The following is a 23,162-nucleotide window of genomic DNA, read 5'->3' as shown; positions in this document are numbered from 1 at the left end:
GAATCGACTCGCGGCGCGAACCGCTTCTACGGCAAGGCAGACGACGAGGCAGCAGCAGATGGCCACCATCCATATAGACGGCAAGGCATACGAGGTCGACGGGGCGGACAACCTGCTCCAGGCCTGCCTGTCGCTCGGCCTGGACATCCCCTACTTCTGCTGGCACCCGGCGCTCGGCAGCGTCGGCGCCTGCCGCCAGTGCGCGGTCAAGCAGTTCAACGACGAGAACGACCAGCGCGGCCGCCTGGTGATGGCCTGCATGACCCCGGCCGGCAGCGCGCCATGGATATCCATCGAAGACGAAGAAGCGCGCCAGTTCCGCGAGAGCGTGGTCGAGTGGCTGATGACCAACCACCCGCACGACTGCCCGGTGTGCGAGGAAGGTGGCCACTGCCACCTGCAGGACATGACCGTGATGACCGGCCACAGCCAGCGGCGCTACCGCTTCAGCAAACGCACCCACCTCAACCAGGACCTGGGCCCCTGCATCGGTCACGAGATGAACCGTTGCATCGCCTGCTACCGCTGCGTGCGCTACTACAAGGACTATGCCGGCGGCAGCGACTTGGGCGTGTACGGCGCCCACGCCAACCTCTACTTCGGCCGCGTCGAGGACGGCACCCTGGAGAGCGAGTTCTCCGGCAACCTCACCGAGGTCTGCCCGACCGGGGTATTCACCGACAAGACCCACTCGGCGCGCTACAACCGCAAATGGGACATGCAGTTCGCCCCGAGCATCTGCCACGGCTGCTCGCTGGGCTGCAACATCAGCCCCGGCGAGCGCTACGGCGAGATCCGCCGCATCGAGAACCGTTACCACGGCGCGATCAACCACTACTTCCTCTGCGACCGCGGCCGCTTCGGCTACGGCCACGTCAACCGCGCCGACCGCCCACGGCGGCCGCAGCTGGCCGACGGCACGCAGCTCGACCTGGACGCCGGACTGGACCGCGCCGCGGCGCTGCTGGCCGGCAAACGGGTGATCGGCATCGGCTCGCCGCGCGCCAGCCTGGAGAGCAACTTCGCCCTGCGCCAGCTGGTCGGTGCGGATCACTTCTACAGCGGCATCGCCGCCGGCGAGCTGCACTGCCTGCACCTGGCCGTGCAGCTGCTGCAGCACGGCCCGCTGCCCAGCGCCAGCCTGCGCGAGATGGAGAGCTGCGACGCCGCCCTGGTGCTCGGCGAGGACCTGACCCAGAGCGCCGCGCGCATGGCCCTGGCGCTGCGCCAGATGGTCAAGGGCAAGGCCGTGCAGCTGGCCGCGTCGCTGCAGGTGCAGCCCTGGCTCGACGCCGCGGTCAAGACCATCGGCCAGCAGGAGCGCTATCCGCTGCACAGCGCCACGCCGGACGCCACCCGCCTCGACGACGTGGCCCTGCCCTGGCACGGCGCGCCGGCCGACATCGCCCGCCTCGGCTTCGCCGTGGCCCACGCCCTGGATGCCGAGGCGCCGGCGGTGCCCGAACTGGACGAAGCCACTCGCCGCCATGCCGAGCGCATCGCCGCCGACCTGCTGGCCGCCGAACGGCCGCTGCTGATCGCCGGCACCTCGCTGGGCCAGCCGGCGCTGCTGCAGGCCGCCGCCAGCATCGCCAAGGCCCTGCACGAACACGGCAAGCACGCGCGCATCGGCCTGGTGCTGGGCGAGGCCAACAGCCTGGGCCTGGCCCTGCTCGGCGGCGACTCGGCCGACGCCGCCCTGCACGCGCTGATCGACGGCAAGGCCGAGGCCGCCGTGGTGCTGGAGAACGACCTGTACCGCCGCGCCAACCATGCCGTGGTCGAGGCCGCGCTGCAGGCGGTCGACAGCCTGCTGGTGCTCGATTACCAGCACGGCGCCACCGCCGCCTGCGCCGACCTGCTGCTGCCGGCCGCCAGCTTCGCCGAGGGCGACGGCACCCTGGTCAATCAGGAGGGCCGCGCCCAGCGCTTCTTCCAGGTGTTCGAGCCGAGCTACTACGACCCCGACTGCCTGATCCGCGAGGGCTGGCGCTGGCTGCACGCCCTGCACTGCACCCGCGACGGCCGCGCGGTGGACTGGACCCAGCTGGATCAGGTCACCGCCGCCTGCGCCGAGGCGATTCCGGCGCTGGCCGGCATAGTCGAGGCGGCGCCGTCGGCGGCATTTCGCATCAAGGGCCTCAAGCTGGCGCGCGAGCCGCACCGCTACAGCGGCCGCACCGCCATGCGCGCCAACCAGAGCGTGCACGAGCCGCGCGCGCCGCAGGACATCGACAGCGCCTTCGCCTTCTCCATGGAGGGCTACGCCGGCAGCGCCGAGCCGCGCCAGCAGGTGGCCTTCGCCTGGGCGCCGGGGTGGAACTCGCCGCAGGCCTGGAACAAGTTCCAGGACGAAGTGGGCGGCCACCTGCGCGCCGGCGACCCCGGCGTGCGCCTGCTGGAACCTTCCGGCGCGCGCCTGGACTGGTGCCACGACATTCCGCCGGCCTTCGTCGCCGAACCCGGCTGCTGGCAGCTGGTGGCGCGCCAGCAGCTGTTCGGCAGCGAAGAAACCAGCGCCCTGGCCGCGCCGATCCAGGCGCGCATGGCGCCGCCCTGCGCCACCCTGGCGCGAGCCGACGGCCAGCGCCTGGGCCTGAGCGAGGGCGCGCGGGTGCGCCTGCAGATCGCCGGCGAGTCGTTCGAGCTGCCGCTGCAGCTGAGCGATCGGCTGGCCCCCGGCCTGCTCGCCCTGCCCCATGGCATCGCCGGGCTGCCGGCAGTGTTCGACGGCCTGCTGGCCGAGCGCATCGAAGAGGTGCGGCCATGAGCTGGCTCAGGCCCGAGCTGCTGGCGATCCTCACCGCCGTGCTCAAGGCACTGGTCATCCTGGTCGCCGTGGTGCTCTGCGGCGCCCTGCTCAGCTGGGTGGAGCGGCGCCTGCTGGGGCTCTGGCAGGATCGCTACGGACCCAACCGGGTCGGCCCGTTCGGCGCCTTCCAGCTCGGCGCGGACATGATCAAGATGTTCTTCAAGGAGGACTGGACGCCGCCGTTCGCCGACCGCCTGATCTTCACCCTGGCGCCCATAGTCGCCCTCAGCGCGCTGCTGATCGCCTTCGCCGTGGTGCCCATCACCCCCACCTGGGGCATCGCCGACCTGAATATCGGCCTGCTGTTCTTCTTCGCCATGGCCGGCCTTGCGGTCTATGCCGTGCTGTTCGCCGGCTGGTCCAGCGCCAACAAGTTCGCCCTGCTCGGTAGCCTGCGCGCCTCAGCGCAGACGGTGTCCTACGAGGTGTTCATGGGCCTGGCGCTGATGGGTGTGGTGGCCCAGGCCGGCACCTTCAACCTGCGCGAGATAGTCGACTACCAGCACCAGCACCTGTGGTTCATCGTTCCGCAGTTCCTCGGCTTCTGCACCTTCTTCATTGCCGGCGTGGCGGTCACCCACCGTCATCCGTTCGACCAGCCGGAGGCCGAACAGGAACTGGCCGACGGCTACCACATCGAGTACGCCGGGATGAAATGGGGGATGTTCTTCGTCGGCGAGTACATCGGCATCGTGCTGGTCTCGGCGCTGCTGGTAACGCTGTTCTTCGGCGGCTGGCACGGCCCGCTGCTGCCGCCCTTCGTCTGGTTCGCGCTGAAGACGGCGTTCTTCATCATGCTGTTCATCCTCCTGCGCGCGTCCATACCGCGGCCGCGCTACGACCAGGTGATGAACTTCAGCTGGCTGGTATGCCTGCCGCTGACCCTGCTCAACCTGCTGGTGACCGGCGCCCTGGTGCTGGTCGCGGCGGCCTAGGGAGGTTGCTATGTTCCGCGCCATCGGCCACATCCTGCACGGCACCTACACCCAGCTACGCAGCCTGGCGATGATCTTCGCCCACGCCTTTCGCAAGCGCGACACCCTGCAGTACCCGGAGGAGCCGGTGTACCTGCCGCCGCGCTACCGCGGGCGCATCGTGCTGACCCGCGACCCCGACGGCGAGGAACGCTGCGTGGCCTGCAACCTCTGTGCGGTGGCCTGCCCGGTGGCCTGCATCTCACTGCAGAAGGCCGAGAGCGCCGACGGCCGCTGGTACCCGGAGTTCTTCCGCATCAACTTCTCGCGCTGCATTTTCTGCGGCCTGTGCGAGGAGGCCTGCCCGACCACCGCGATCCAGCTCACCCCGGACTTCGAGATGTGCGAGTTCGACCGCCAGCAGCTGGTGTACGAGAAGGACGACCTGCTGATCGCCGGCACCGGCAAGTACCCGGACTACAACTTCTACCGGGTGGCCGGCCTGGCCATCGCCGGCAAACCCAAGGGCGCGGCGCTGAACGAGGCCGAGCCGGTCAATGTGAAGGGGTTGTTGCCATGACGAGAACATTCGCGTCGATAGGCTCCAGGCGGCTCCCCGGAGGGGTTACCACGCAGGATCCTGCCAACATTCAATTCATCAGCCGCGCGAAGTCCCCCGTCAGGAGGCCGAACGGAGGTATTGCGCAGGGGGACGAGCCGCAGGGACGCGGCGAGAGGCGTAATGGGCCAGGGATGGCCCATGTACGCCGGCCCCCGGAGCGATACCGGAGAAAGGGGAGTCGAGCGCAGCGAGACCCGGATGCAGGGGCGTGTTTCTTTTGCTTACTTTTCTTTGCACGAGCAAAGAAAAGTAAGGCGCCCGAGGGGGCGCAACCAGAGCTACCGGCACACGCAAAAGCGGCGGCTGCCTTTGCACCTGAAGTGCTCCAAAAACATAGACCTGAGGGAGGCCACTGACCATGGCCATCGCCTTCTACCTCTCCGGCGCCATCGCCCTGCTCGCCACGCTGCGGGTGATCGGCCACCACAACCCGATCCACGCCCTGCTCTACCTGATCATTTCGCTGCTGGCCGTGGCCATGTGCTTCTTCGCCCTCGGCGCGCCCTTCGCCGGGGCGCTGGAGATCATCGTCTACGCCGGGGCGATCATGGTGCTGTTCGTCTTCGTGGTGATGATGCTCAACCTCGGCCCGGCGGTGATCGCCCAGGAGCGCAAGTGGCTGACCCCGGGCATCTGGATCGGCCCCGGCATCCTCGCCGCGCTGCTGCTGGCCTTGCTGCTGCATGCCCTGTGGCGGCTCGACGGCGGCCAGCCGCTGGGGCACACCACGGTGGCGCCCAAGGCGGTGGGCATCAGCCTGTTCGGCCCCTACCTGCTGGCGGTGGAACTGGCCTCGATGCTGCTGCTGGCGGCGCTGGTCGCCGCCTTCCACCTCGGCCGCGCGGAGGCCAACCAGCCATGATCGACACGGTACCGCTGGAACACGGCCTGGCCCTGGCCGTACTGCTGTTCTGCCTGGGCCTGCTGGGCCTGCTGGTGCGGCGCAACATCCTGTTCATGCTGATGAGCCTGGAGGTGATGATGAACGCCGCCGCCCTGGCCTTCGTCGTCGCCGGCAGCCGCTGGGCGCAGGCCGACGGCCAGGTGATGTTCATCCTGGTGATCACCCTGGCCGCCGCCGAGGCGGCCATCGGCCTGGCCATCCTGCTGCAGCTGTACCGCCGCCACGACAGCCTCGACATCGACTCGGCCAGCGAGATGCGCGGATGAACCTGTTGCCCCTGACCCTGCTCCTGCCGCTGCTCGGCTTCCTCGCCCTGGCGTTCTCCCGCGGGCGCCTGAGCGAGAACCAGGCGGCGACCATCGGCGTCGGCTCGGTCGGCCTCGCCGCGCTGACCGCGCTGTGGGTCGGCTGGCAGTTCCTCAGCGCGCCGCCGGCCGGCGGCGTCCACGTCCAGCCGCTGTGGCAGTGGCTGGAGGTGGACGGTTTCGCCCCGGCCATCGCCCTGCACCTGGACGGCCTGTCGCTGACCCTGCTCGGCGTGGTCAGCGGCGTCGGCTTTCTCATCCACCTGTTCGCCAGCTGGTACATGCGCGGCGAGGAAGGCTACGCGCGCTTCTTCGCCTACATGAACCTGTTCGTCGCCAGCATGTTGCTGCTGGTGCTCGGCGACAACCTGCTGGCACTGTACTTCGGCTGGGAAGGCGTGGGCCTGTGCAGCTACCTGCTGATCGGTTTCTACTACCGCAACCCGGCCAACGGCGCGGCGGCGCTGAAGGCCTTCATCGTCACCCGCATCGGCGACGTGTTCCTCGCCCTCGGCCTGTTCCTGCTCTACCACGCCCTCGGCACGCTGAACATCCGCGAGCTGCTGGAGCTGGCGCCGCAACGCTTCGCCAGCGGCGACGCGCTGCTGACCCTGGCCACCCTGCTGCTGCTCGGCGGCGCTGTGGGCAAGTCGGCGCAGCTGCCGCTGCAGACCTGGCTGGCCGACGCCATGGCCGGCCCGACCCCGGTGTCGGCGCTGATCCATGCCGCCACCATGGTCACCGCCGGGGTCTACCTGATCGCCCGCTGCCACGGCCTGTTCAGCCTGGCGCCGCTGAGCCTCGCCCTGGTCGGCACGGTGGGCGCCATCACCCTGCTGCTGGCCGGCTGCGCGGCGCTGGTGCAGCGCGACATCAAGCGCATCCTGGCCTACTCGACCATGAGCCAGATCGGCTACATGTTCCTCGCCCTGGGCGTCGGCGCCTGGCAGGCGGCGATCTTCCACCTGATGACCCACGCCTTCTTCAAGGCCCTGCTGTTCCTCAGCGCCGGCGCGGTGATCAACGCCTGCCACCACGAGCAGGACATCTTCAGGATGGGCGGCCTGCGCCGGCGTCTGCCGCTGGTCTACGCCTGCTTCCTGGTCGGCGGCGGCGCCCTGGCCGCGCTGCCGCTGGTGACCGCCGGCTTCTATTCCAAGGACGAGATCCTCTGGCAGGCCCTGGCCGGCGGCGAGCGCCTGCTGCTGACGGCCGGCCTGGTCGGCGCCCTGCTCACCTCGCTGTACACCTTCCGCCTGATCTTCATCGCCTTCCACGGCCAGGCGCAGATCGACGCCCACCCCGGCCAGGGCCTCGCCCACTGGCTGCCGCTGGGCCTGCTGCTGGTGCTGTCGACCTTCGTCGGTGGCCTGATCGTCCCGCCGCTGGCCGATGTGCTGCCGGCCGGCCCCGGGGCGGCCCACGGCGACGGCAGGCTGGGCCTGGAGCTGCTGTCCTCGGCGGTGGCGATCATCGGCGTGGCGCTGGCCGCCGGGCTGTTCCTCGGCCAGCGCCGGCACGTCGCGGCACTGGCCGCCAGCGCCCCGGGACGCCTGCTGGTGGCCTGGTGGGGCGCGGCCTGGGGCTTCGACTGGCTCTACCAGCGGCTGTTCGTGCTGCCCTACCTGTGGCTGTGCCGGCTGCTGGCCCGCGACCCCTGCGACCGCGGCCTCGGCCTGCTGCCGCGCCTGGCGCGGCTGGCGCACCTGCTGCTGAGCCTGAGCCAGACCGGCCGGCTGCGCTGGTACGCCGCCTCGCTGGCGGGCGGCGCGGTGCTACTGCTGGGAGCCCTGGCATGGACTTAAGGGTCGGTTGCCGTTTCGTTCGTGAGCCGCGTTGCTGCGCCAAATGGCGCCAGGTTAGGCGCAGGACGCCGGTAATGGCCATTCCCTTGCCAAGTCCTGCAACAACAGCTGGCGCCATTTGCCGCGCAACCCTACGGGCCGGGCCGGTTTTTCCGCGGTGCGTTGTTACTCGACGGCTCATTTGGACGACCAAACTTCGCGTCTCGTGCCTAGCCCCGCGGAAAAACCGGCTCCGGCGCGGCCACGAACGAAACGGCAACCGACCCTAGCATGGAGGCGGCATGATCCTGCCCTGGCTGATCCTTATCCCCTTTATCGGCGGCCTGCTGTGCTGGCTGGGCGAGCAGCGCAGCCAGACCCTGCCGCGCTGGCTGGCGCTGCTGACCATGCTCCTGGTGCTGGCGCTGGGCCTGCTGCTCTGGGCCCAAGGCGACTTCCAGCTGGCGCCGATGCCGGGCCGCGATCCGGTCTGGGAGCTGGAATTCAAGCAGCCGTGGATTCCCCGCCTGGGCATCAACATCCACCTGGCGCTGGACGGCCTGTCGCTGCTGATGATCCTGCTCACCGGCCTGCTCGGGGTGCTCTCGGTACTCTGCTCCTGGCGCGAGATCCAGGCGCGGGTGGGTTTCTTCCACCTCAACCTGATGTGGATTCTCGGCGGGGTGATCGGCGTGTTCCTCGCCCTCGACCTGTTCCTGTTCTTCTTCTTCTGGGAAATGATGCTGGTGCCGATGTACTTCCTCATCGCCCTGTGGGGGCACAGCGCGGCGGACGGCAGCAGCTCGCGGATCAATGCGGCGACCAAGTTCTTCATCTACACCCAGGCCAGCGGCCTGATCATGCTGGTGGCCATCCTCGGCCTGGTGCTCAGCCACTTCAATGCCAGCGGCGTGCTCACCTTCGACTACGCCCTGCTGCTGCGCGCCGAGCTCGCGCCCGGCCTGGAATACCTGCTGATGCTGGGTTTCTTCGTCGCCTTCGCGGTCAAGCTGCCGGTGGTGCCGCTGCACTCCTGGCTGCCCGACGCCCATGCCCAGGCGCCGACCGCCGGTTCAGTGGACCTGGCCGGCATCCTGCTGAAGACCGCCGCCTACGGCCTGCTGCGCTTCGCCGTGCCGCTGTTTCCCAACGCCTCGGCCGAATTCGCCCCCATCGCCATGGGCCTCGGCCTGCTCGGCATCGTCTACGGCGCGCTGCTGGCCTTCGCCCAGAGCGACATCAAGCGGCTGATCGCCTACACCAGCGTCTCGCACATGGGCTTTATCCTGATCGGCATCTACAGCGGCCACCCCCTGGCGCTGCAGGGCGTGGTGGTGCAGATGCTCGCCCACGGTCTGTCGGCGGCGGCGCTGTTCATCCTCTGCGGCCAGCTCTACGAGCGCCTGCACACCCGCGAGCTGGGGCAGATGGGCGGGCTGTGGAGTCGCATGCACTACCTGCCGGGGATCACCCTGTTCTTCGCCGCCGCCAGCCTGGGCATGCCCGGCACCGGCAACTTCGTCGGCGAATTCCTGATCCTGCTCGGCGCGTTCAAGGACTGGCCCTGGTTCACCGTCGTCGCCGCCAGCGGCCTGGTGCTGGCCTCGGTCTATGCCCTGATCATGATGCAGCGCGCCTTCTACGGGCCGGCTAAGAGCGAGGCGGCGCTGCAGGCGCTGGACGGCCGCGAGCTGGCCATGCTGCTCGGCCTGGTGGCGCTGCTGCTGTGGCTCGGGCTGTTCCCCCAGGCGGTGCTGGACACCTCGGCGGCCAGCATGCAGGGCGTGCAGCAGTGGCTGAGCGCGGCCTTCGCCCAACTGACGGTCGCGAGGTAGCCGGCCATGGATCTACGCCTCGAGCACTTCATCGCCCTGCTGCCGCTGCTGGTCTGCGCCGCCACCGCCATCGCGGTGATGCTCGGCATCGCCTGGCGCCGCAGCCATCGGCAGAGCTTTCTGCTCAGCGTGATCGGCCTCAACCTGGCGCTGCTGGCCCTGCTGCCGGCGCTGCAGGTGATGCCGCTGGAGGTCACCCCGCTGCTGCGCATCGACAGCTTCGCCGCCTTCTACATGGCGCTGATCCTGGTGGCCACCCTGGCCTGCGTGACCCTGGCCCACGCCTACCTCGGCGAGGGCCGCGGCAAGGGCTACCCGGGCAACCGCGAGGAGCTCTACCTGCTGATGCTGCTCAGCGCCTGCGGCGGCCTGGTACTGGTCAGCGCGCAGCACCTGGCCGGGCTGTTCATCGGGCTGGAGCTGCTCTCGGTGCCGACCTACGCCCTGGTCGCCTACGCCTTCTTCAACCGCCGCTCGCTGGAGGCCGGGATCAAGTACATGATCCTCTCCGCCGCCGGCAGCGCCTTCCTGCTGATGGGCATGGCCCTGCTCTACGCCGAATCCGGCAGCCTGGCCTTCGCCGCCATCGGCGCCAGCCTCGGCACCCCCGGCCTGCTGGCGCAGTCGGCGCTGGGCCTGATGCTGGTGGGCCTGGCCTTCAAGCTGTCGCTGGTGCCCTTCCACCTGTGGACGCCGGACGTCTACGAAGGCGCGCCGGCGCCGGTCGCCGCCTTCCTCGCCACCGCCAGCAAGGTGGCGGTGTTCGCCGCCCTGCTGCGCCTGTTCCAGCTGGCGCCGGTGGCCGCCGCGCCGGCCCTGCACGAGCTGCTCGCCGCCCTGGCGGTGGCCTCGATCCTGGTGGGCAACCTGCTGGCGCTGCTGCAGAACAACCTCAAGCGCCTGCTCGGCTATAGCTCCATCGCCCACTTCGGCTACCTGCTGGTGGCCCTGGTGGCCAGCCGCGGCCTGGCCCTGGAAGCCGCCGCGGTGTACCTGGTGACCTACGTGCTGACCACCCTCGGCGCCTTCGGCGTGATCAGCCTGATGTCCACCCCCTACAGCGGTCGCGACGCCGACGCCCTGTACGAGTACCGCGGGCTGTTCTGGCGCCGCCCGTACCTGACCGCGGTGCTCACCGTGATGATGCTGTCGCTGGCCGGGATTCCGCTCACCGCCGGCTTCATCGGCAAGTTCTACCTGATCGCCGTGGGCGTCGAGGCGCGCCTGTGGTGGCTGCTCGGCGCCCTGGTGCTGGGCAGCGCCATCGGCCTGTTCTACTACCTGCGGGTGATGGTCACCCTCTACCTGCGCGAGCCCAATCTGCATCGCCACGACGCGCCCTTCGACTGGGGTCAGCGCGCCGGCGGCATGATGCTGTTGCTGGTGGCGCTGCTGGCGTTCGCCATCGGCGTCTATCCGCAGCCCCTGCTGGCCATGCTGCAGGGCGTCGCGCTCGGCTGACACCGGCAAGATTCCGCTAGGCCCGAGCGGGCCAATGGCGGGTTTCCGCCACCCGCTGTGCGCTGCGTCACGGGGCTTTTCCCGTGGTCACGGCGCTGGCGGAAAATCGCCACCCTGGCACAGCCCTTGCCATGCAAGCTACCAGCCTTGACCGCGAACCGGCGCTGCCGAGCTCCGCCGCCCGCGGCCAACGCCACCAACACCGGGCGCCCCGCGCCTCACCACAGATAAGAAGAAAAAGGTAGCAAGATGCTCAACACGATCCGCGCCCTGGCCGTCTGCGCCCTGGCGCTCAGCTCGCTTGCGGCGCTCAGCGCCCAGGCCGACGAAGCCATCCTGATCAAGTTCTCCCACGTGGTCGCCGACGGCACCCCCAAGGGCCAGGGCGCGTTGCTGTTCAAGCAACTGGTGGAGGAGCGCCTGGCCGGCAAGGTCAGGGTCGAGGTCTACCCCAACTCCAGCCTGTACGGCGACGCCAACGAGCTGGAGGCCCTGCGCAACAACGAGGTGCAGCTGCTGGCGCCCTCGCTGGCCAAGTTCGAGCAGTACACCAAGCAGCTGCAGGTGTTCGACCTGCCCTTCCTGTTCGACGACCTCGACGCGGTCAACCGCTTCCAGAAGCGCGCCAAGGGCCGCCAGCTGCTGCGCTCGATGGAGGATCACAACATCGTCGGCCTGGCCTATTGGCACAACGGCATGAAGCAGCTGTCCGCCACCCGCGCGCTGCAGATGCCCGGCGACGCCAATGGCCTGAGCTTCCGCATCCAGCCCTCGGCGGTGCTCGAGGCGCAGTTCCGCCAGCTCGGTGCAGGCGCGCAGAAGCTGCCGTTCGCCGAAGTGTTCAAGGCGCTGCAGAGCGGCCAGGTGCAGGGCGCGGAAAACCCCTGGTCGAACATCCATAGCCAGAAGCTGCACGAGGTGCAGCCCTTCATCAGCGAGACCAACCACGGCGTGCTGGACTACATGCTGGTGAGCAACTCGCGCTTCTGGTACGGCATTCCGCACCAGATCCGCATGGAACTGGAAGGCATCATCGACGAAGTCACCTACGCGGTGAATCGCCAGGCCGAGGCCGCCAACCAGGCCGATCGCCAGCGCATCCTCGACTCCGGACGCAGCCAGGTGCTCGAACTCAGCGCCGAGCAGCGCCAGGCCTGGCGCGACGCCATGCGCCCGGTGTGGCAGCAGTTCGAAACGGCGATCGGCAGCGATGTGATCAAGGCCGCGCAGACGGTCAACCGCAAGCACCGCGACTAGCCTGGCGGAATCCCGCCAAGGCGCTTCAGGCCGCCGGCAACTGCTCCGGCGGCAGCGGATGACCGAGCAGGTAGCCCTGCAGCGAGTCGCAGCCCAGCTCGGTGAGGAAGGCCTGCTGCTGGCGGGTCTCCACGCCCTCGGCGACGATGCGCAGGTTCAGCGCCTGGCCCAGGGCGACAATGGCCGAGACGATCGCGGCATCGTCGCCGTCATGCTGCAGATCGCGGACGAAGCCGCGGTCGATCTTCAGCTCGTTGGCCGGCAGGCGCTTGAGGTAGAGCAGGCTGGAATAGCCGGTGCCGAAGTCGTCGATGGCGATGTCCACGCCCATGGCCGATAGCTGCTGGAGAATCGCCAGACTGGCGTTCACATCGTGCATCGCCGTGCTCTCGGTGATCTCCAGGGTCAGGCAGTTGGCCGGCAGCTCATGCCGCGCCAGGGCCTGGCGCACGCTGTCGACCAGCTCGCCGTGGCAGAACTGCAGCGCCGACAGGTTCACCGCCACCCGCCAGTCGCTGCGCCCCTGCTGGTACCACAGGCGCATCTGCCGACAGGCCTCGTCCAGCACCCAGTCACCGATGGCGATGATCAGCCCGGTCTTCTCCGCCAGGCCGATGAAGCGATCCGGCGCCAGCAGCCCCTGTTGCGGATGCTGCCAGCGCAGCAGCGCCTCGGCGCCGATCATGCGCTCGCTGCCGGTGGCGAACTTGGGCTGGTAGTAGAGACGGAACTCGCCGCGCTCCAGCGCTGCACGCAGGTCGTGCAGCAGCTGCAGCTGCTGGCGCGCGTTGGTGTTCATCGAGCGCTCGAAGAAGCTGTAGCCGTTCTTGCCCAGGCCCTTGGCGTGGTACATCGCCGCGTCGGCGTTGATCAGCAGCTCCTGCTGGTCGCTGCCGTCGCCCGGGTAGAGGGCGATGCCGACGCTGGTGGAGACCCGCAACTCGTGCCCCTCGACCAGGAACGGCTGGCTCAGCAGGCTGACCACCTGCCCCGCGAGGTTGGCCGCGTCCTGCGCCTGACGCAGCTCGGCGAGCAGGACGAACTCGTCGCCGCCGATCCGCGCCAGGCTGTCCTGGGCGCGCAGATGGGCGCGCAGGCGCTGAGCCACGGCCACCAGCAGCTGGTCGCCGACATGATGGCCGAAGGCGTCGTTGACCGGCTTGAAGCCGTCCAGGTCCATAAACAGCAGGGCGAAATGGCCGCCGTTGCGCCCGACCTTGAGCATGCCCTGGCCGATGCGGTCTTCCAGCAGCAGGCGGTTGGGCAGCTTGGTCAGGCCATCGTGCAGGGCCAGCTGGGTCAGCTCGGCGTTGGCCTTGGCCAGCGAGCTGCTGAGCAGCGCGGTACGCGCCTCCAGGCGGGCGTCGAGGATCGAGGTGAGCAGCGCGATGGCCAGCACCGCCAGGGTCACGACCACCACCAGGCTGGCCAACCAGCCGCTGTCCAGGCCGCTGCCGGCGGCGGCGCAGTAGCTGCCGACGGGGAAGTTCGCCGCGGCCATGCCGGTGAAGTGCATGCCGACGATGGCGATGCCCATGATCACCGCCGCGCCGCCGCGGGCCAGGCGCACGTAGGGCGTGTCGCGGCGCAGGCGGAAGGCGATCGACAAGGCCGCGCCCGAGGCGAGCACGGCGATCAGCAGCGACAGGGCGAAGAGCAGCGGGTCGTAGTCGATTCCCGGCTGCATGCGCAGCGCCGCCATGCCGATGTAGTGCATGGCGCCGATCCCCGCGCCCATGGCCAGTGCGCCCAGGCCCAGGTGCCAGGCCGGCAGCTCGGGCTGGCTGACCAGCCACAGGGCGAAGCCCGAGGCGAGCATGGCGATGGCCAGCGACAGCAGGGTGATGGCGAGGTCGTAACCCAAGGGGATCGGCAGGCTGAAGGCGAGCATGCCGACGAAGTGCATGGACCAGATGCCGATGCCCATGGCCACCGCGCCGCCGGCGATCCATAGCGACTGGGCGATGCCCTTGGCGCTGGCGATGCGTCCGGCCAGATCGAGCGCCGTGTAGGACGCCAGGATGGCCACGCACAGCGACAGCACAACCAGGGATAAATCGTAACTACCGATCAGCATCGAAACTCTCTACAGGCGTTGCGCCGACCGCGGAGCGGCGCACGCTCCGAATCCCTGATGGCCAGTTGCAAGCATTGACGACAAGAGCGCGAATCTTAGCGGAAAGCCCGTTTCCGGGTCAGGGCAAAAAACACCTGACTAACGAGTCGAGCTGCTGTTCGTCGCCCGCTCGTCGCTTTCATGCAATTGCTCGAGCTGCCAGCCGCCGCCGAGGGCGGCGATCAGCTGCACGCTGGCGGTCAGCCGGCTGCCGAGCAGGGTCAGGCTGGAACGCTCGTTGCTCAGCGCGGTGGCCTGCACGTTGACCACGCTGTTGAAGTCCAGGGTGCCGGCGCGGTACTGGTTTTCGATCAGGCGCAGCGACTCGCGCGCGGCGTCCAGCGCCTGCTGCTGCACCTCGCTCTCCTGCTCCAGCACGCGCAGCTGCACCAGCTGATCCTCGACCTCGCGGAAGCTGTCGAGCACGGCCTGGCGGTATTGCGCCACGGTCTGGTCGTAGACCGCCTCGGTGCGCTCCAGCTCGGCGCGGCGGGCGCCGCCGTCGAACAGGCTCAACGCCAGTTGCGGGCCGAGCGACCAGAAACGGTTGGGCACCTCGATCCAGTCGGCGAAACTGCTGCCGCGGTAGCCGCCACTGGCGGAGATCGTCAGATCGGGGAACCAGGCGGCCTCGGCCACGCCGATCTGCGCATTGGCGGCCATCACCCGGCGCTCGGCGGCAGCCACGTCGGGGCGCCGTTCGAGCAGCTGCGAGGGCAGCGCCACGGGGATCTGCGGCAGCCCCGGCACGCCGTCGCGCGCGGCGATGGCCAGTTCGGCCGGGCTGGCGCCGACCAGCACGGCGATGGCGTGCTCCAGCTGGGCGCGCTGCCACTCGAGATCGATGGCCTGGGCCTGGGTGCTCTTGAGCTGGGTGATGGCCTGGGTCACGTCGGACTTGGGCACGATGCCGGCCCGGTACTGGTTCTCGGTCAGGCGCAGCGAACGGGCGTAGGCGGCCACGGTGGCATCGAGCAGGCGCTTCTGCTCATCCAGCACGCGCAACTGCAGGTAGTTCTGCACCAGCTCGCTCTGCAGGCTCAGGCGCGCGGCGGCCAGGTCGGCGGCGCTGGCGTCATATTCGGCGCGGCTGGACTCCAGGCCGCGGCGCAGCTTGCCCCAGATATCCAGCTCCCAGGCCGCATTGAGGCCCAGTTCGTAGGTCTTGGAGATGCGCGCGGCGTTGGAGCCGCTGACGCTCACCCCGTCGCCGGTGCTGATGGTGCTGTCGCCGCCGCCCTGCCCCGCGCGGGTCACCCCGGCGCTGGCGGACAGGCTCGGGTAGAAGCTGGCGCGCGCGCCGCGCACCAGGGCGCGGGCCTGGCGGTACTGGGCCTCGGCGGCGGCCAGGTTCTGGTTGGACAGCTGCAGGCGCTCGACCAGCGCGTTGAGTTCGGCGTCACCGTACAGCTCCCACCAGGCGCCGCGCTCCAGGGTGTCGCCGGGGCTGGCCGCCTTCCAGCCTTCGATCTGCTTGAACTGCATGGGCGCCGCCAGCTCGGGGCGCAGGTAGTCGGGGCCGAGCATGCAGCCACTCAGCACGCCGGCCAGCAGCAGGGACAGGAGGGTTTTGCCGACAGAAGCCTGGGTCATAGCGGATTTTCCAACGAAGCATCGGTGCGCACGCCACGCCAGCGGTTGACGCGGTGGCGCAGGCGGTCGAAGTAGAGGTAGATCACCGGCGTGGTGTAGAGGGTCAGCAGCTGGCTGAGCACCAGGCCGCCGACTATGGTGATGCCCAGCGGCTGGCGCATCTCCGACCCCTCGGCACTGCCCAGCACCAGCGGCAGCGCGCCGAGAATCGCGGCCAGGGTGGTCATCAGGATCGGCCGGAAGCGCAGCAGGCAGGCGCGGCGAATGGATTCCTGCGGGCTGAGGCGCTCGCCGCGTTCCAGTTGCAGGGCCAGGTCAACCATCAGGATGGCGTTCTTCTTGACGATGCCGATCAGCAGGAACAGCCCCAGCAGCGAGATCAGGCTGAACTCCATGCCCACCAGCTGCAGCGCGAGCAAGGCGCCGACGCCGGCCGAGGGCAAGGTGGAGAGGATGGTCAGCGGATGGATGTAGCTCTCGTAGAGCACGCCGAGGACGATGTACACCACCACCAGCGCCAGCAGGATCATCAGCGGCTGATTGCCCTGGGTCTGCTGGAAGGCCGCACCGGTGCCGCCCAGCATGCCCTGCACTTCGGTGGGCAGGCCGACACGCGCTACGGCATTGTCGATGGCGCGGCTGGCCTGATCCAGGCTGACCCCTTCGGCCAGGGAGAAGCCGATGTTCTCGGCGGCGAACTGGCCCTGGTGGTTGACCCGGTCCTCCTCCAGGCTGCGCTCCCAGCGGGCAAAGGTGGACAGCGGCACACGCGCACCATCGGCGGTGATCAGCTGGATCTGGTCGAGCGCCTCGGGATGCTGGGCGTACAGCGGGTTGATCTCCATCACCACGCTGTACTGGTTGAGCGCCTCGTAGATGGTCGACACCTGGCGCTGGCTGAAGGCGTTGTTGAGCACCGCGGTGATCATGCTCATCTCCACGCCCAGGCGCTGCGCCGCTTCGCGGTCCACCACCAGGCGAATCTGCTGGGCGCCCTCGTTTTCCTTGGCGTCGATATCGGTCAGCTCGGGCAGCGCGCGCAGCGCCTCGCGCACCTTGGGCAGCCACTGGCGCAGCACGTCGAGGTCGCCCGACAGCAGCATGTACTCGTTCTCCGAGCTGCGCCCCTCGCGCCCGCCGATCTGCAGGTCCTGGTCCGGCATGAGGAACATGCGCCCGCCCGGCACCTTGGGCACGCTGGCGCGCAGGCGGTTGATCACCTGCTGCGCGGACGCCTCACGCTCCCCCACGGGCTTCAAGCGCACGATCATAAAGGCGTTGTTGATCCCGCCGCTGCCGCCGATGAAGCCGGCCACGCTGTGCACCGCCGGGTCGGCCAGCACCGCCTTGCGGAAGATCTCCATCTTCGGCTGCATGACCTGGAACGACAGACCGTCGTCGCCGCGGATAAAGCCGATCAGCTGGCCAGTGTCCTGCTGCGGCATGAAGGTCTTGGGAATGCTGACGAACAGGTAGACGTTCAGCGCGATGGTCGCCAGCAGGCTCAGCAGCATCAGCAGCGAGTGACGCAACGCCCAGTCCAGGCTGCGCCCGTAGAAGGCCAGTACGCGGTTCTGCAGGCGCTCGCCCCACTGCTGCAGGCGGCCCTGCGGCTGCTCGGCCTCGGCCTTGAGCCAACGTGCGCAGAGCATCGGCGTCAACGTCAGCGACACCACCAGGGAGATCACCACGGCCACCGCCAGGGTGATGGAGAACTCGCGGAACAGCCGCTCGACTATGCCGCCCATGAACAGGATGGAGACGAACACCGCGACCAGCGACAGGTTCATCGACAGCAGGGTGAAGCCGACTTCGCGGGCGCCCTTGAACGCCGCGGCCATCGGTTTCTCGCCGTTATGGATGTGCCGCGAGATGTTCTCCAGCACCACGATGGCGTCGTCCACCACCAGGCCGGTGGCGATGATCAGCGCCATCAGCGACAGGTTGTTCAGCGAGAATCCCAGCAGGTACATGGCGGCGAAGCTGCCGATCAGCGACACCGGCACCGCCAGCGCCGGAATCAGCGCCGCCCGCCAGCGACCGAGGAAGGCCAGCACCACCAGAATCACCAGGGCCACGGCGATCAGCAGGGTCTGCTCGGCCTCGTGCAGGGTGGCGCGGATCACCGGCGAGCGATCCATGGCCACTTCCAGTTGCACGCTGGCCGGAATCACCTCGCGCAGCGCCGGCAGTTCGGCGCGGATATCGGCGATGGTCTGCAGGATATTCGCCCCGCTCTGCCGGTTGACCACCAGCAGCACGGCTTCCTGGTCGTTGAAGAAGCCGCTGTTGTAGCGGTCCTCGACGCCGTCGCTGACCGTGGCCACATCGCCCAGGCGCACCGCGGCGCCGTCCTGGTAACGGATGATCATCGGCAGGTAGTCGGCGGCCTTGGCCAGCTGGTCGCTGGCCTGCACCTGCCAGCGGCGCTGCGCGTCCTCCACCGCGCCCTTGGGCCGCAGGGCATTGCTCGCGGCGATGCTCTGGCGCACCTCGTCGAGGGCGATGCCGTACTGATCGAGCAGGCGCGGCTCCAGCGCCACCCGCACCGCCGGCAGCGAACTGCCGCCGACCTGCACCTCGCCGACGCCGCCGACCTGGGCCAGTTTCTGCGCCAGGATGGTCGAGGCGACGTCGTACAGCTGGCCCTTGTTCAGCGTCGCGCTGGTCAGCGAGATGACCATGATCGGCGCCTGCGACGGATTGATCTTGCGGTAGCTGGGCATGGTCCGCATGCCGCTGGGCAGCAGCTCGCGCGCGGCATTGATCGCCGCCTGCACCTCGCGCGCGGCGGTGTTGATGTCCTTGTCCAGGTCGAACTGGATCATGATCCGCGTGTTGCCCTGGCTGCTGCGGCTGTTCATCTGGCTGACCCCGGCGATGGTGCCGAGCGAGCGCTCCAGCGGCGTGGCCACGGTCGAGGCCATGATCTGCGGGCTGGCGCCGGGCAGGCTGGCCTGCACGGTGATGGTGGGGAAATCCATCTGCGGCAGCGGCGCCACCGGCAGCAGGCCGAAGCTGACGCCGCCGAGCAGCATGATCGCCAGGCTCAGCAACAGGGTCGCCACCGGGCGACGGATAAAGGGGGCGGAGAGGTTCATCTAGACCGCCAGCCCCGCCGCGCTGCGCCCGCTGACGCGGCGCGACAGACGATCGAAGTACAGGTAGATCACCGGCGTGGTGAACAGCGTCAGCACCTGGCTGAGCAGCAGCCCGCCGACCATCACCAGGCCCAGCGGCTGGCGCAGCTCGGCGCCGGAGCCCGAGGCCAGCATCAGCGGGATGGCGCCGAACAGCGCGGCCAGGGTGGTCATCAGGATCGGCCTAAAGCGCAGCAGCGCCGCCTGGTAGATCGCCGCCTCGGGCGCCATGCCCTGGTTGCGCTCGGCCTCCAGGGCGAAGTCGATCATCATGATCGCGTTCTTCTTGACGATGCCGATCAACAGGATGATGCCGATGATGGCGATCAGGCCCAGGTCGTTGCCGGTCAAGAGCAGCGCCAGCAAGGCGCCGACCCCGGCCGAGGGCAGCGTGGAGAGAATGGTGATCGGGTGGATATAGCTCTCGTAGAGCACCCCGAGCACGATGTACATGGTGACGATGGCCGCCAGGATCAGCAGCAGGGTCGAACTCAGCGAGGCGCGGAAGGCCTCGGCGGCGCCCTGGAACTGGGTGTCGATGGCGCCGGGCAGGCCGATCTCCTGCTCCACCCGCTCGATCACCGCCACCGCCTCGCCCAGCGACACCCCCGGGGCCAGGTTGAACGACAGGGTCACCGCCGGGAACTGGCCGATATGGTTGACCAGCAGACTGGCCGGACGCTCCTCGATGCGCGCCAGCGAGGCCAGCGGCACCTGCTGGCCGTCGCCGGTGGCGACATGGATCTGCTCCAGCGCCGCCAGACCGATGCGCCCGCCGTCGCGGCTCTCCAGCACCACGCGGTACTGGCTGGCCTGGGTATAGATGGTGCTGATCTGGCGCTGGCCAAAGGCGTCGTACAGTGCGTCGTCGATGTCGCCGACGCTGATGCCCAGACGCGCGGCGGCGTCGCGGTCGATCTGCAGGTACACCTGCAGGCCGCGGTTCTGCAGGTCGCTGGCCACGTCGGTGAGCGCCGGCTGCTGGCGCAACGCCTCGACCAGGCGCGGCGTCCACTGCTCCAGCAGCGCGCCGTCCGGCGACTCCAGGGTGAACTGGAACTGGGTGCGGCTGATGCGATCCTCGATGGTCAGATCCTGCACCGGCTGCATGTACAGCTCGATGCCGGGAATCCGCGCCAGCTCGGGGCGCAGGCGCTCGATCACCGCGCTGGCGGTGACGTCGCGCGCGGCATGCGGCTTGAGGTTGATCAGCAGGCGGCCGCTGTTGAGCGTCGGGTTGTCGCCGTCGACGCCGATGGACGAAGACAGGCTGGCCACCGCCGGGTCGCGCAGGATGACATCGGCCAGGCGCTGCTGGCGCTCGCTCATGGCGGCGAAGGAAATCGACTGCGGCGCCTCGGAAATGCCCTGGATCACCCCGGTGTCCTGCACCGGGAAGAAGCCCTTGGGCACCGCCAGGTAGAGCAGCACGGTCAGACCCAGGGTGGCCACCGCCACCAGCAGGGTCAGCGGCTGGTGCCTGAGCACCCAGGTCAGCCAGACGCCGTAGCGCGCGATCATGGCGTCGATGACGGCGCCGGCGGCGCGGTAGAAGCGCCCTTCGTCCTCGGGCTTCTCGGCCTTGAGCAGGCGCGCGCACATCATCGGCGTGAGGGTCAGCGACACCACCAGGGAAATCAGGATGGCCACCGCCAGGGTGATGGCGAATTCGCGGAACAGCCGCCCGACCACGTCGGCCATGAACAGCAGCGGGATCAGCACGGCGATCAGCGACAGGGTCAGCGAGACCAGGGTGAAGCCGATCTGCCGCGCGCCCTTGAGCGCGGCGTTGAGTGGCGTCTCGCCCTGCTCCAGATGGCGGGCGATGTTCTCCAGCATGACGATGGCATCGTCGACCACGAAACCGGTGGCGATGGTCAGCGCCATCAGCGTCAGGTTGTTGATGGTGAAGCCGGCCAGGTACATCACACCAAAGGTGCCGATCAGCGACAGCGGCACGACGATGGACGGGATGATGGTCGCCGACAGCTTGCGCAGGAACAGGAAGGTCACCATCACCACCAGGGCGATGGCCAGCAGCAATTCGTGCTGCACATCGCGCACCGCAGCACGAATGGTCTGGGTGCGGTCGGTGAGCACCTTGACCTCGACGCTGGCCGGCAGGCCCTCGGTCAGGTGCGGCAGCAGCGCCTGGATGCGGTCGACCACCTCGATCACGTTGGCGCCGGGCTGACGCTGCACGTTGACCAGTACCGCGGCGTTGCGATTGGCCCAGGCCGCCAGACGCTCGTTCTCGGCGCCATCGATGATCTCGGCGACGTCCTTCAGACGCAGCGACGCGCCGTTCTGGTAGCTCAGGATCAGCTCGCGGTACTCGTCGACGGATTTGAGCTGGTCGTTGGCGTCGAGCTGGGAAACCCGCGTCGGCCCGTCGAAGTTGCCCTTGGGCTGGTTGACGTTGCTGGCGGTGATCAGATTGCGCACGTCGGCCAGGCTCAGGCCGTAGGACGCCAGCGCCTCGGGATTGACCCGGATGCGCACCGCCGGACGCTGGCCGCCGGCCAGGGTGACCAGGCCGACGCCGCTGGTCTGCGCCAGTTTCTGCGCCAGGCGGGTGTCCACCAGGTCGAAAACCCGCGGCAGCGGCAGGCTCGCCGAGCTGACCGCCAGGGTCAGCACCGGGGTGTCGGCCGGGTTGACCTTGTTGTACACCGGCGGCGCCGGCAGGTCGCCGGGCAACAGGTTGCTCGCCGCGTTGATCGCCGCCTGCACCTCCTGCTCGGCCACCGCCAGGGATACCTCCAGGTTGAAGCGCAGGGTGATCACCGAGGCGCCGCCGGAGCTGGTCGAGGACATCTGCTTGAGGCCGGCCATCTGGCCGAACTGGCGCTCCAGCGGCGCGGTCACCGCGCTGGTCATCACCTCCGGGCTGGCGCCCGGATAGAGGGTCAGCACACGGATGGTCGGGTAATCGACTTCCGGCAGCGCCGACACCGGCAGCAGGCGGTAGGCGATCAGGCCGCTGAGGAAGATCGCCACCATCAGCAGCGTGGTAGCGACCGGCCGCAGGATGAAGGGGCGGGAGATGTTCATGCGTCGTTCCGCGGCTGGGCAGAACGCTCGCCCCGGCCCAGCTTGCCGCCCTCGCTCAGCGGTTGACGCGCCGCACCGTCCGGGCTGTGCACCACGGCCGGGTCGATCACCTCGACCTGGCTGCCGTCGCGCAGGCGGTCGGTGCCCTCCAGCACCAGCCGTTCGCCGGGCTGCACGCCGCCGGCCACCAGGCTGCGCTCGGCGTCGCTGGCGGCGATGGTCACCGGCCGCAGGCTGACCTTGCCACCCTCGTCGACCACGTAGACGAAGGTGCCCTGGGCGCCGAACTGCACGGCCGCCGAGGGGATGATGGTGGCCGCTTCGCGGGTTTCCACGCGCAGGCGCACGTTGACGAACTGGTTGGGGAACAGCATCTGCTCGGCATTGGCGAAGCGCGCCTTGAGCTTGACCGTGCCGGTGGCGGTATCGATCTGGTTGTCCAGGCTCTCCAGCACGCCGTCGGCCAGTTTCAGCCGCTCGCCGCGGTCCCAGGCCTCCACCGCCAGGGTCGCGCCGCCGCGGGTGCGCTGCAGCACCGCCGGCAGGTCGCCCTCGGGGATGGTGAAGGTCACCGCGATCGGCAGGGTCTGGGTGATCACCACCAGTGGCGTGGTGTCGCCGGCGCTGACCAGGTTGCCGACGTCCAGCTGGCGTAGCCCGAGACGGCCGGAGATCGGCGCGCGGATCTGGGTGAAGTCGAGGTTGAGCCTGGCCGTGGCGACATCCGCCTGGTAGCTTTGCAGGCTGCCGCGGTACTGGCCCACCAGCGCCTGCTGGGTGTCGAGGGTCTGCTTGGCGATGCTGTCTTCGGCGTACAGGCCCTGGTAGCGGGCCAGGTCCAGCTCGGCGTTCTTCAGCTGCGCCTGCTGCTCCTGCAGCGCGCCCTGGGCCTGCTGCAGCGCCGCCTGATAAGGACGCGGGTCGATCACCGCGAGCAGATCGCCGGCCTCGACCTGCTGGCCCTCCTCGAACAGCACCTTGACCAGCTCGCCGTCCACCCGCGAACGCACGTTGACCGTGTTGTAGGCGGTGACCGTGCCGAGGGCCTTGAGCTCGACGGCGAAGTCGTCGCGGCGCACCTCGGCCACCCGCACCGGCACTGGCCCCAGGTCGCCGAAGCGGCCAGCGCCCATCGGCGCCTGCGCCTCGCTCGGCCAGAACCACCAGAGCAACAGCAGCAGCACGGCGAGCAGACTCAGGCCGATCAGCCACTGGCGGGAGGTTTTCGAGGCGGTCGAGGCGGTAACGGACATGGCGGGGACGGGTCACTTCTTGAGGGAGTCGGAACGATAAGCACTGACACCCGGCAAGCAAAGCCCATTTACCCGCTTTTTACGCTCCCCTTACGTTACCAACTGTTTGCAA

General features: G+C 68.9%; 14 protein-coding genes. 9 read left to right on the top strand and 5 right to left on the bottom strand.

What is annotated here, in order from left to right; translation table 11 throughout:
* The first annotated feature begins 58 nt into the window (after nt 1–58).
* From nuoG to ACW9UL_RS10220, 9 genes are all read left to right on the top strand, one after another.
* Entirely contained in the window at nt 59–2,770 is a 2,712-nt protein-coding gene (gene nuoG, locus ACW9UL_RS10260) for an NADH-quinone oxidoreductase subunit NuoG (protein WP_457790570.1), read from the top strand.
* Nucleotides 2,767–3,747: an NADH-quinone oxidoreductase subunit NuoH gene (gene nuoH, locus ACW9UL_RS10255; protein ID WP_457790568.1), complete on the top strand. Its 981-nt coding sequence runs from the start codon at nt 2,767–2,769 to the stop codon at nt 3,745–3,747. Before nuoG ends, nuoH begins: the two co-directional genes overlap by 4 nt.
* Nucleotides 3,748–3,757: 10 nt before the next feature.
* The gene (gene nuoI, locus ACW9UL_RS10250; protein ID WP_122107801.1) at nt 3,758–4,306 is read left to right on the top strand and encodes an NADH-quinone oxidoreductase subunit NuoI; all 549 of its coding nucleotides are present in this window, start codon (nt 3,758–3,760) and stop codon (nt 4,304–4,306) included.
* Between the two features lie 400 nt (nt 4,307–4,706).
* Nucleotides 4,707–5,210, top strand: coding sequence for an NADH-quinone oxidoreductase subunit J (nuoJ, locus tag ACW9UL_RS10245; RefSeq protein WP_021444218.1), 504 nt, complete (start codon nt 4,707–4,709; stop codon nt 5,208–5,210).
* On the top strand, nt 5,210–5,518 hold the full coding sequence (gene nuoK / locus ACW9UL_RS10240; RefSeq protein ID WP_122108003.1) for an NADH-quinone oxidoreductase subunit NuoK: 309 nt from the start codon (nt 5,210–5,212) through the stop codon (nt 5,516–5,518). Before nuoJ ends, nuoK begins: the two co-directional genes overlap by 1 nt.
* Nucleotides 5,515–7,362 (top strand): NADH-quinone oxidoreductase subunit L, encoded by a 1,848-nt coding sequence (gene nuoL, locus ACW9UL_RS10235; protein ID WP_457790566.1) that lies wholly within the window; start codon nt 5,515–5,517, stop codon nt 7,360–7,362. Before nuoK ends, nuoL begins: the two co-directional genes overlap by 4 nt.
* 281 nt (nt 7,363–7,643) lie before the next feature.
* Entirely contained in the window at nt 7,644–9,176 is a 1,533-nt protein-coding gene (gene nuoM, locus ACW9UL_RS10230) for an NADH-quinone oxidoreductase subunit M (protein ID WP_457790564.1), read from the top strand.
* Nucleotides 9,177–9,182: 6 nt separating this feature from the next.
* Entirely contained in the window at nt 9,183–10,637 is a 1,455-nt protein-coding gene (gene nuoN / locus ACW9UL_RS10225; RefSeq protein WP_021443291.1) for an NADH-quinone oxidoreductase subunit NuoN, read from the top strand.
* A 249-nt stretch (nt 10,638–10,886) separates the two neighbouring features.
* Nucleotides 10,887–11,894 carry a TRAP transporter substrate-binding protein gene (locus tag ACW9UL_RS10220; RefSeq protein WP_397497145.1) on the top strand — a complete coding sequence of 336 codons (1,008 nt, stop codon included), beginning with the start codon at nt 10,887–10,889 and terminating at the stop codon, nt 11,892–11,894.
* A 25-nt stretch (nt 11,895–11,919) separates the two neighbouring features.
* Here the strand turns inward: ACW9UL_RS10220 and ACW9UL_RS10215 are convergent, their stop codons facing one another.
* The 5 genes from ACW9UL_RS10215 to ACW9UL_RS10195 all read right to left on the bottom strand — a co-directional run bounded on the left by ACW9UL_RS10215 (nt 11,920) and on the right by ACW9UL_RS10195 (nt 23,050).
* The gene (locus ACW9UL_RS10215; RefSeq protein WP_457790562.1) at nt 11,920–13,971 is read right to left on the bottom strand and encodes a putative bifunctional diguanylate cyclase/phosphodiesterase; all 2,052 of its coding nucleotides are present in this window, start codon (nt 13,969–13,971) and stop codon (nt 11,920–11,922) included.
* A 138-nt stretch (nt 13,972–14,109) separates the two neighbouring features.
* Nucleotides 14,110–15,603 (bottom strand): efflux transporter outer membrane subunit, encoded by a 1,494-nt coding sequence (locus ACW9UL_RS10210; RefSeq protein WP_457790560.1) that lies wholly within the window; start codon nt 15,601–15,603, stop codon nt 14,110–14,112.
* Nucleotides 15,600–18,704: a multidrug efflux RND transporter permease subunit gene (locus tag ACW9UL_RS10205; protein ID WP_457790558.1), complete on the bottom strand. Its 3,105-nt coding sequence runs from the start codon at nt 18,702–18,704 to the stop codon at nt 15,600–15,602. The genes ACW9UL_RS10210 and ACW9UL_RS10205 overlap by 4 nt, the downstream gene beginning before the upstream one ends.
* Nucleotides 18,705–21,797 carry an MdtB/MuxB family multidrug efflux RND transporter permease subunit gene (locus ACW9UL_RS10200; RefSeq protein WP_457790556.1) on the bottom strand — a complete coding sequence of 1,031 codons (3,093 nt, stop codon included), beginning with the start codon at nt 21,795–21,797 and terminating at the stop codon, nt 18,705–18,707.
* A complete protein-coding gene (locus ACW9UL_RS10195) occupies nt 21,794–23,050 on the bottom strand; it encodes an MdtA/MuxA family multidrug efflux RND transporter periplasmic adaptor subunit (protein WP_457790554.1) in 1,257 nt (418 codons plus the stop codon). Before ACW9UL_RS10195 ends, ACW9UL_RS10200 begins: the two co-directional genes overlap by 4 nt.
* Nucleotides 23,051–23,162 lie beyond the last annotated feature (112 nt).

Source organism: Pseudomonas sp. PL-6, from assembly GCF_054110165.1.
The sequence above is the reverse complement of the archived record's forward strand: the minus strand, read 5'-3'. Positions and strand labels throughout refer to the sequence as shown.